At 68.1% G+C, this 8,101-nt stretch carries 9 protein-coding genes and 1 pseudogene; 4 read left to right on the forward strand and 6 right to left on the reverse strand.

Translation table 11 applies throughout. From position 1 onward, the window contains the following. From VNR91_RS13555 to aroQ, 4 genes and pseudogenes are all read right to left on the reverse strand, one after another. A pseudogene (locus tag VNR91_RS13555) lies at positions 1-73 on the reverse strand (arsenate reductase (glutaredoxin)); the annotation flags it as partial. A 7-nt stretch (positions 74-80) separates the two neighbouring features. Next, the gene (gene accC / locus VNR91_RS10875) at positions 81-1,439 is read right to left on the reverse strand and encodes an acetyl-CoA carboxylase biotin carboxylase subunit (protein ID WP_325490789.1); all 1,359 of its coding nucleotides are present in this window, start codon (positions 1,437-1,439) and stop codon (positions 81-83) included. 6 nt (positions 1,440-1,445) lie between these two features. Next, a complete protein-coding gene (gene accB, locus VNR91_RS10880; RefSeq protein WP_325490790.1) occupies positions 1,446-1,922 on the reverse strand; it encodes an acetyl-CoA carboxylase biotin carboxyl carrier protein in 477 nt (158 codons plus the stop codon). Positions 1,923-1,970: 48 nt separating this feature from the next. After that, entirely contained in the window at positions 1,971-2,405 is a 435-nt protein-coding gene (gene aroQ / locus VNR91_RS10885) for a type II 3-dehydroquinate dehydratase (RefSeq protein WP_325490791.1), read from the reverse strand. A 101-nt stretch (positions 2,406-2,506) separates the two neighbouring features. Between aroQ and thiS the strand changes: the two genes are divergently transcribed. Both thiS and VNR91_RS10895 read left to right on the forward strand, forming a co-directional pair. Next, positions 2,507-3,511: a sulfur carrier protein ThiS gene (gene thiS / locus VNR91_RS10890; RefSeq protein ID WP_325490792.1), complete on the forward strand. Its 1,005-nt coding sequence runs from the start codon at positions 2,507-2,509 to the stop codon at positions 3,509-3,511. A 101-nt stretch (positions 3,512-3,612) separates the two neighbouring features. Continuing rightward, the gene (locus VNR91_RS10895) at positions 3,613-3,816 is read left to right on the forward strand and encodes a CsbD family protein (RefSeq protein WP_325490793.1); all 204 of its coding nucleotides are present in this window, start codon (positions 3,613-3,615) and stop codon (positions 3,814-3,816) included. A gap of 101 nt (positions 3,817-3,917) precedes the next feature. Here the strand turns inward: VNR91_RS10895 and VNR91_RS10900 are convergent, their stop codons facing one another. Next, positions 3,918-5,567, reverse strand: a complete 1,650-nt coding sequence (locus tag VNR91_RS10900; protein ID WP_325490794.1) for a thiamine pyrophosphate-binding protein — start codon at positions 5,565-5,567, stop codon at positions 3,918-3,920. A 63-nt stretch (positions 5,568-5,630) separates the two neighbouring features. Between VNR91_RS10900 and VNR91_RS10905 the strand changes: the two genes are divergently transcribed. Then, positions 5,631-6,530, forward strand: a complete 900-nt coding sequence (locus tag VNR91_RS10905) for an SMP-30/gluconolactonase/LRE family protein (RefSeq protein ID WP_325490795.1) — start codon at positions 5,631-5,633, stop codon at positions 6,528-6,530. A gap of 51 nt (positions 6,531-6,581) precedes the next feature. Here the strand turns inward: VNR91_RS10905 and VNR91_RS10910 are convergent, their stop codons facing one another. Next, on the reverse strand, positions 6,582-7,154 hold the full coding sequence (locus tag VNR91_RS10910; RefSeq protein WP_325490796.1) for a porin family protein: 573 nt from the start codon (positions 7,152-7,154) through the stop codon (positions 6,582-6,584). Between the two features lie 255 nt (positions 7,155-7,409). On the opposite strand from VNR91_RS10910, the gene VNR91_RS10915 reads away from it, so the two are divergent. Further along, positions 7,410-8,101 (forward strand): CoA transferase subunit A (locus tag VNR91_RS10915; RefSeq protein ID WP_325490797.1); only part of this gene is annotated, 692 nt, incomplete at its 3' end.

Genomic DNA, 8,101 nt, shown 5'->3' on the forward strand with positions numbered 1-8,101 from the left:
CGGCATCGTGCAGGATCGCCAGCGTCTCGCGCGATTTGGAGCAGCGCGGATTGTGCCAGATCGTCGCCTTCACCGCGCCGTCACTCCTGATTTTCGGGCCGGGCCAGCCATTCCTCCAGCCACTTGATCGTGTAGTTGCCCGACTGGAAATCGGGGGCGTCCAGCAGCGCCTGATGCAGCGGGATGGTGGTCTTCATCCCCTCGATCACGAACTCCTCCAGCGCGCGGCGCAGCCGGCGGATCGCGCCTTCGCGGGTCATGCCATAGACGATCAGCTTGGCGATCATCGAGTCGTAATAGGGCGGCACGCGGTATCCGGTGTACAGCCCGCTATCGACGCGGACGTGCATCCCGCCGGGCGCGTGATATTGCGCGACGGTGCCGGGGGAGGGCGCGAAGCTGCGCGGATCCTCGGCATTGATCCGGCATTCGATCGCGTGTCCGCGGAACTGGATGTCCTCCTGCCGCACTGACAGGCCCTCGCCCTCGGCGATGCGGATCTGTTCGCGAACCAGGTCCAGCCCGGTGATCATCTCGGTCACCGGATGCTCGACCTGCAGCCGGGTGTTCATCTCGATGAAGTAGAACTCGCCGTCTTCCCACAGGAACTCGATCGTGCCGGCGCCGCGATAGCCCATGTCGGCCATCGCCCTGGCGACGATGCCGCCCATCCGGTTGCGATCCTCGGTGCCGAGGATCGGGGAGGGGGCTTCCTCCAGCACCTTCTGGTGGCGGCGCTGGAGCGAGCAGTCGCGCTCGCCGAGGTGGATGGCGTTGCCGTTGCCGTCGCCGAACACCTGGAATTCGATGTGGCGCGGGTTGCCGAGGTATTTCTCGATATAGACCGTCGCGTCGCCGAACGCCGCCTTGGCCTCGCTTCCGGCCTGCTGGATCAGCGTCTCGATCTGGTCCTCGGACGTGCACACCTTCATGCCGCGCCCGCCGCCGCCCGACGCGGCCTTAATGATCACCGGATAGCCGATGTCGCGCGCCAGCCGCTTCGCCTCGGCGACATCCTCGATCGCGCCGTCCGATCCCGGCACCAGCGGCAGCCCGAGCGCGCCGGCGGTGCGCTTGGCCTCGACCTTGTCGCCCATCGTGCGGATATGCTCGGGCTTCGGCCCGACGAAGATCAGGTTATGCAGCTCGACGATCTCGGCGAAGCGCGCGTTCTCGCTCAGGAAGCCATAGCCGGGGTGGATCGCGTCGGCGCCGCTGATCTCCGCCGCCGAAATGATGTTGGGGATGTTGAGATAGCTCTCCGCCGCCGCCGGCGGGCCGATGCAGATCGCCTCGTCGGCCAGCCGCACGTGCATCGCGTCGGCATCGGCGGTCGAATGGACCGCGACCGTCTTGATACCCAGCTCGTGGCAGGCGCGGTGGATGCGCAGCGCGATCTCGCCGCGATTGGCGATCAGCAGCTTCCTGATTTTGGGCAAGGTCGCTTACTCGACCACGACGAGCGGCTGGTCGAACTCGACCGGCTGGCCATTCTCTACCAGCACCGACTTCACGGTGCCGGCGGCAGGCGCCAGGATCGGGTTCATCACCTTCATCGCCTCGATGATCAGCAGCGTGTCGCCGGCCTTCACCGACTGGCCGACGGCGACGAACGCCTTCGCTTCGGGGTTCGGGGAGAGATAGGCGGTGCCAACCATCGGCGAACGCACCGCATTGGCCGCGACCGCGGCCGGGGCGGCCTCGGCCAGTGCTGCCACGGCGGCAGCGGGGGCGGACGCGGCGGCAGGTGCCGGCGCATAGGCCAGTGGCGCGGCGGTGACGGTGCGCGCGACACGCACCTTGCGTTCGCCGTCCTGAACCTCGATCTCGGTCAGCTGGGTCTCGTCGAGCACCTGGGCGAGCTGGCGCACCAGATCGATATCGACATGCATCTCGCCGGTGGGTGTTGCGGTATCGGTCATGAATTCCCCGGGGGGACAGGCCCCTAAAAACTGAAAGCGCGCGCTCTGTCAGAGTCGCGCGGCGGCTTCAAGCGCGAGAACATAGGACAGCGCGCCAAAACCGGCGATGGTTCCGCGCGCGGCCTGCCCCACATAGCTGCGGTGACGAAAGGCGTCACGCGTGTGCGGATTGGAAAGATGCACCTCGATCACCGGGGTGCGGATGGCCTTGATCGCGTCGTGCAGTGCGATCGACGTGTGGGTGAACGCGCCGGCATTGAGCAGCACCGCGCGGGCATCGTTCGCCTGCGCCTCGTGCAGCCAGTCGACCAGGTGGCCTTCGTGGTTCGATTGCCGCATGTCCACGGTCAGCCCGAGCGGCCGCGCGCGATCCTCCAGCATCCCGGCGATGTCGTCGAGCGTGTCCGACCCGTAGATTTCGGGCTCGCGCATCCCCAGCAGATTGAGGTTCGGCCCGTTCAGGACATAGACGGTATCGGCCAACTGTTACCTTTCGGATTGCCGCGCGTGGTGGGCGCTTCCTATATGAGCCGCGTCCGGCGGGCAAACCCGACTGCGATCCGCCACCATCACCGGGAGCACCCATGCACAGCGACGGCACCGTTTCGATCATCGTCAATGGCGAACACCGCCGCGTCGTCGCCGGGCTCAGCCTGGCCGATCTGGCAGCCGAACTGGGGCTGATCCCCGAGAAAGTGGCCGTGGAACGCAACCTCGAAGTGGTGCCGCGCTCGACGCTGGCGCAGGTGCGGGTCGAGGACGGCGACGAGATCGAGATCGTTCACTTCGTCGGCGGGGGCGATCATGCCGCGCCGCTGGGCGACGATTTGTGGAGCGTCGCCGGCAAGACGTTCCGTTCGCGGCTGATCGTCGGCACCGGCAAGTACAAGGATTTTGCGGAGAACGCCGCCGCGGTCGAGGCGTCGGGGGCGGAGATCGTCACCGTGGCGGTGCGCCGCGTCAACGTCAGCGACCCCAAGGCGCCGATGCTGACCGACTTCATCGATCCAAAGCGGATCACCTATCTGCCCAACACCGCCGGCTGCTTCACCGGCGAGGACGCGATACGCACGCTGCGGCTGGCGCGCGAGGCTGGCGGCTGGGATCTGGTCAAGCTCGAGGTGCTGGGCGAGGCGCGCACGCTCTATCCCGACATGGTCGAGACGCTGCGCGCGACCGAGATCCTGGCCAACGAAGGCTTCAAGCCGATGGTCTATTGCGCCGATGATCCGATCGCGGCGAAGCGGCTGGAAAATGCCGGCGCGGTGGCGATCATGCCGCTGGGCGCGCCGATCGGATCGGGGCTGGGCATCCAGAACCCGGTGATGATCCGGCTGATCGTCGAGGGGGCGGGCGTGCCGGTGCTGGTCGATGCCGGCGTCGGCAGCGCGTCGGACGCGGCGGTGGCGATGGAACTGGGCTGCGACGGCGTGCTGATGAACACCGCGATCGCCGAGGCGAAGAACCCGGTGATGATGGCCACCGCGATGAAGGCGGCGGTCGCGGCCGGGCGGCTCAGCTATCGCGCCGGACGGATGGGCAAGCGCCGCTATGCCGATCCGTCGAGTCCGCTGGCGGGCATGATCTGACCGTCCCGCCGTCCGCACGTCGACGGGAACCTCGGCCGCCGAAAACCGTTCTATCTTCGCAACATGGCTCAATGGCCGTGTCACGGAAATGGAGATGCTAGATGGGCGAGTTCGTCGACAAGGTAAAAGGCAACATCAACGAGGCGGTCGGCAAGGCCAAGCAGGCGATGGCGGGCGATGCGGACGATCCCAATCGCACCCGTCGCGACGATGAGCTGGCCGCCGAAGGTGCCGCTCAGGAGCTGAAGGGCAAGGCCCAGCAGCTTGGCGGCAAGATCAAGGGCGCGCTGGGCGACGACATCTGAGCGCGTCGTATTGATGAAAGGGCCGTCACGGGAAACCGTGGCGGCTCTTTTCGTATTGGAGCGATCCGGTCCGCGCCCGCGCCTTGAGAGCGCCGGCGTTGCTACCTCGCCCGGATCGCCGAGATTGTCGTCCCCGGCGTGATTGTCTCGACATCGGTCTTCAGGTGGAGCAGCCGCACTCCGCGCTCACCCTTGGCGCGGTCCAGCGCCGGCGCGAAATCCCCGGTCCGCTCGACCGTCTCCGCCCAGCCGCCATAGGCGCGCGCCAGTGCGGCGAAGTCGGGGTTGCGCAGGCCGGTGCCGCTGATCCGCGCCGGATACTCGCGCTCCTGATGCATCCGGATCGTGCCATAGGCGCCGTTGTCGACCAGGATCACGATCAGGTCGACGTCGTGCTGGATCGCGGTGGCCAGTTCCTGCCCGTTCATCATGAAGTCGCCGTCGCCGGCCAGCGCGACCACCTGCCGCTCGGGAAAACGCAGTGCCGCCGCCACCGCCGCCGGCACGCCATAGCCCATCGCCCCGGCGGTCGGCGCGAGTTGCGACGGTTTCTCGGCATAGCGCCAGTAACGATGCCACCAGCCCGAGAAGTTCCCCGCGCCGTTGCAGATGATCGTGTCGGCGGGCAGCGCCGCGCGCATCGCCGCGACGCACTGGCCAAGGTCGAGCGCGACGCCTTCGCGCGGCTCGGGCGTCGACCAGGCGCGCCATTCGGCATGGGCGTCCGCCCCGGCGAAGGCGGGCAGCGCGGCGTTGGCGGCGGCCAGCGCCTCGGCGAATTCGCTCATCCCGGCGCAGATCGCGATGTCGGCGCGATAGGTGCGGTTGAGTTCCTCCGGGTCGGGGTGGACGTGGATCAGCGTCTGCCCCGGATGATCGGGGGTGACCAGCGCATAACCGTCGGTGGTCGCCTCGCCCAGCCGCGCGCCCACCACCAGCAGCACGTCGGCCGCCTTGATCCGCTCGACCAGCTTTGGATTGGGACCATAGCCGAGGTTGCCCGCCCACGCGGGCGAATCGTTTTCGATCGCGTCCTGTCGGCGGAACGCGGCGGCGACGGGTAGCGCGCACCGTTCGGCGAAGGCGGCGAACGCCCGGCCCGCCGCAGCGTCCCATCCGGCGCCGCCGACGATCGCGACCGGGGCCTTGGCCTTCGCCAGCCGATCGAGCGCGGCCGCCACCGCGCCGGCATCGGCGGGTTGCGCCGGGGCGGTCACCGCCGGCCGGTCGATCGCCTCCGCCACTTCGGTCAGCATGTCCTCGGGGATCGCCAGCACCACCGGCCCCGGCCGGCCGCTCATCGCGGTGGCATAGGCGCGCGCGACATACTCCGGGATGCGCGCGGGGTCCTCGATTCGGCTGGCCCATTTGGCGATCGGCGCGAACATCGCCGGCAGGTCGATCTCCTGGAACGCCTCGCGGTCGCGCGTGGCGCGGTCGATGTCGCCGACGAACAGGATCATCGGCACCGAATCCTGCATCGCGACGTGCACCCCGATCGACGCGTTGGTCGCGCCCGGCCCGCGCGTGACGAAGGCGATGCCCGGCCGCCCGGTCATCGCACCGTCGGCGCCGGCCATGAAGGTCACGCCGCCTTCCTGCCGGCACGTCACCACGTCGATCGCCGGCATGTCGTGCAGCGCGTCGAGCACCGCGAGGAAACTCTCGCCCGGCACATGGAAGATGCGATCGCATCCCTGCGCCACGAGGTTGTCGACTAGGATGCGGCCGCCGGTGCGATTCTGGGTCATGGCGCTATCTCTAGCCGCTGCTTAGGATCGCCCGCGACACAAAAAATGTGGGAAGGGGCAAGCATGGCCGAACTGGAGATCGTGGCGGACGGTCTGCGCTTTCCCGAAGGCCCGGTCGCGATGGCCGACGGCAGCGTCATCGTGGTCGAGATCGAGGCGGGGCGAATCACGCGCGTCCTCCCCGACGGATCGAAACGCACCGTGGCCGAACCGGGCGGCGGACCGAACGGGCTGGCGATCGGGCCGGACGGCGCGCTCTACTGCTGCAACAACGGCGGCTTCGTCTATCAGGATCACGGCGGCTTCCTCGTCCCCGGCGGCCAGCCCGACGACTATTCGGGCGGGCGGATCGAACGGATCGACATCGCCACCGGCGCGGTCGAGATTCTCTACCGCGACGGCGATTTCGGTTGCGTGCTGCGCGGCCCGAACGACATCGTGTTCGACGCGCACGGCGGCTTCTACTTCACCGATCATGGCAAGACCCGCGAACGCGAGCGCGACCGCACCGGCATCTTCTATGCCCGCGCCGACGGCAGCCTGCTCAAGGAAGTGGTGTTTCCAGCCGAGAACCCCAACGGCGTCGGCCTGTCGCCCGACGGCGCGACGCTCTATGCGGCGGAGACGTTCACCTGCCGGCTGATGGCGTTTCCGGTGCTGGCGCCGGGGCAGGTCGGGGCGGGCGCGGGGCTCTATCGCCCGGCGGGTGAGAAATGGTTCGATTCGCTGGGGGTGGAGGCGAACGGCAACATCGCCGTCGCGACGATCGGCGAAAGCGGCATCTCGGTGGTGTCGCCCACCGGCGAGCTGGTCGAATTCGTCGCCACGCCCGACATCTTCACCACCAACATCTGTTGGGGCGGGGCGGACCGGCGCGATGCGTACATCTGCCTGTCGGGCAGCGGCCGGCTGGCCCGGATGCGCTGGGCGCGCCCCGGACTGGCGCTGGCGCATAACGGGTAGGGGAGAAATCGGGCCGCGCGTGGGAGGGTCGCGCGGCCCGACCTCGTCAGGTCAGAAGCGGAAGCCGAGGCCGACCAGCCCCTGATGACGGTCCTGGCCGCCGTCATAGTTGGAATAGCGATATTCCGCCTTCACCAGCATCTTGTCGCCGATCCGCTTCTCCACGCCGGCGCCGACGCGGAAACCGTCGCTATTCCCGGCGATCTGATAGTCGTTGGCCGGGGTCGCGCTGTCGCTGTATTCATAGCTGCGGCGGGCGTTGGTGTAGCCGCCCTTGGCATACAGCAGCGTCGAACCGCCGACGACGGTGCCGATGCGCCCGCCCGCGTAGAAATCGCGGCCGGTCTTGAAGCACTGGCGCGTGGCGCCGCCGCTGCCGCTGACGCCATCGACGCAATCCCGGCTGGTCGAGCCGGTCGCTTCGCCTTCCACGCCGAAGACGAGGTTGCTGTCGGTCTGCCAGTCGTAGCCGATCTGGCCGCCATAGAGCAGCCCGGCGCGGTGCTCGCTGACGTCCACGCCGGCGATGGCGGTGGCGCTGGGGCCTTCAAAGGGTTTATCCTGCGCCAGGGCAGGGGCCGCCGCGAACGCGGACAGCAGCAGGGATGCGGCAATCAATCGCATGGTCGATCTCCATTGTTGGGGGGCGCCGGACAAGGGGTGCCGGCGCTGGCTGGTTTACGCATGGCTCCATCGAGCGGTTACTCGGCCGGAACACGCTCCGGCCGTCGTGAATCTCGGCCGCCACTGCGGCGCCTTTGGGGCCGATGCGGTGAATGACGGCCATGTTTCCGCCGGGCATGGGGCAGCGCGCGACGGCTTGCCCCGACTCGCCGGCGCCCCTATCGCTCGCCGCGACAATCTGCCGAAGGAGTTCGAATGGCGCGCAAACTCTACTCCGATGCCGCGGCGGCGCTCGACGGCGTATTGTTCGACGGCATGACGATCTGCGCCGGCGGGTTCGGCCTGTGCGGCATTCCCGAACGGCTGATCGACGCGATCCGCGATGCCGGGACGAAGGACCTGACCATCGCCAGCAACAACGCCGGGATCGACGGCGAGGGTTTGGGCAAGCTGCTGCGCACGCGCCAGGTCAAGAAGATGATCTCGTCCTACGTCGGCGAGAACAAGGAATTCGAGCGCCAGTATCTGTCGGGCGAGCTGGAGGTCGAGTTCTGCCCCCAGGGCACGCTGGCCGAACGCTGCCGCGCGGGCGGGGCGGGCATCCCCGGCTTCTACACCCGCACCGGCGTCGGCACCGAGGTGGCGAAGGGCAAGGAGGTCAAGAGCTTCGACGGAGAGGACTATATCCTCGAACGCGGCATCCGCGCCGACCTGGCGATCATCAAGGGGTGGAAGGCCGATGAGGCCGGCAACCTGATCTTCCGCAAGACCGCGCGCAACTTCAACCAGCCGATGGCGACCGCTGGCAAGGTCTGCGTGGCGGAGGTCGAGGAAGTGGTCCCGGTCGGCAGCCTCGATCCCGACGGCATCCACCTGCCGGGCATCTATGTGAACCGGCTGATCCTCGGCGCGCCCTATGACAAGAAGATCGAGTTCGTGACCACGCG

This window comes from Sphingomonas sp. (assembly GCF_035555815.1).
GTDB lineage: Bacteria > Pseudomonadota > Alphaproteobacteria > Sphingomonadales > Sphingomonadaceae > Sphingomonas.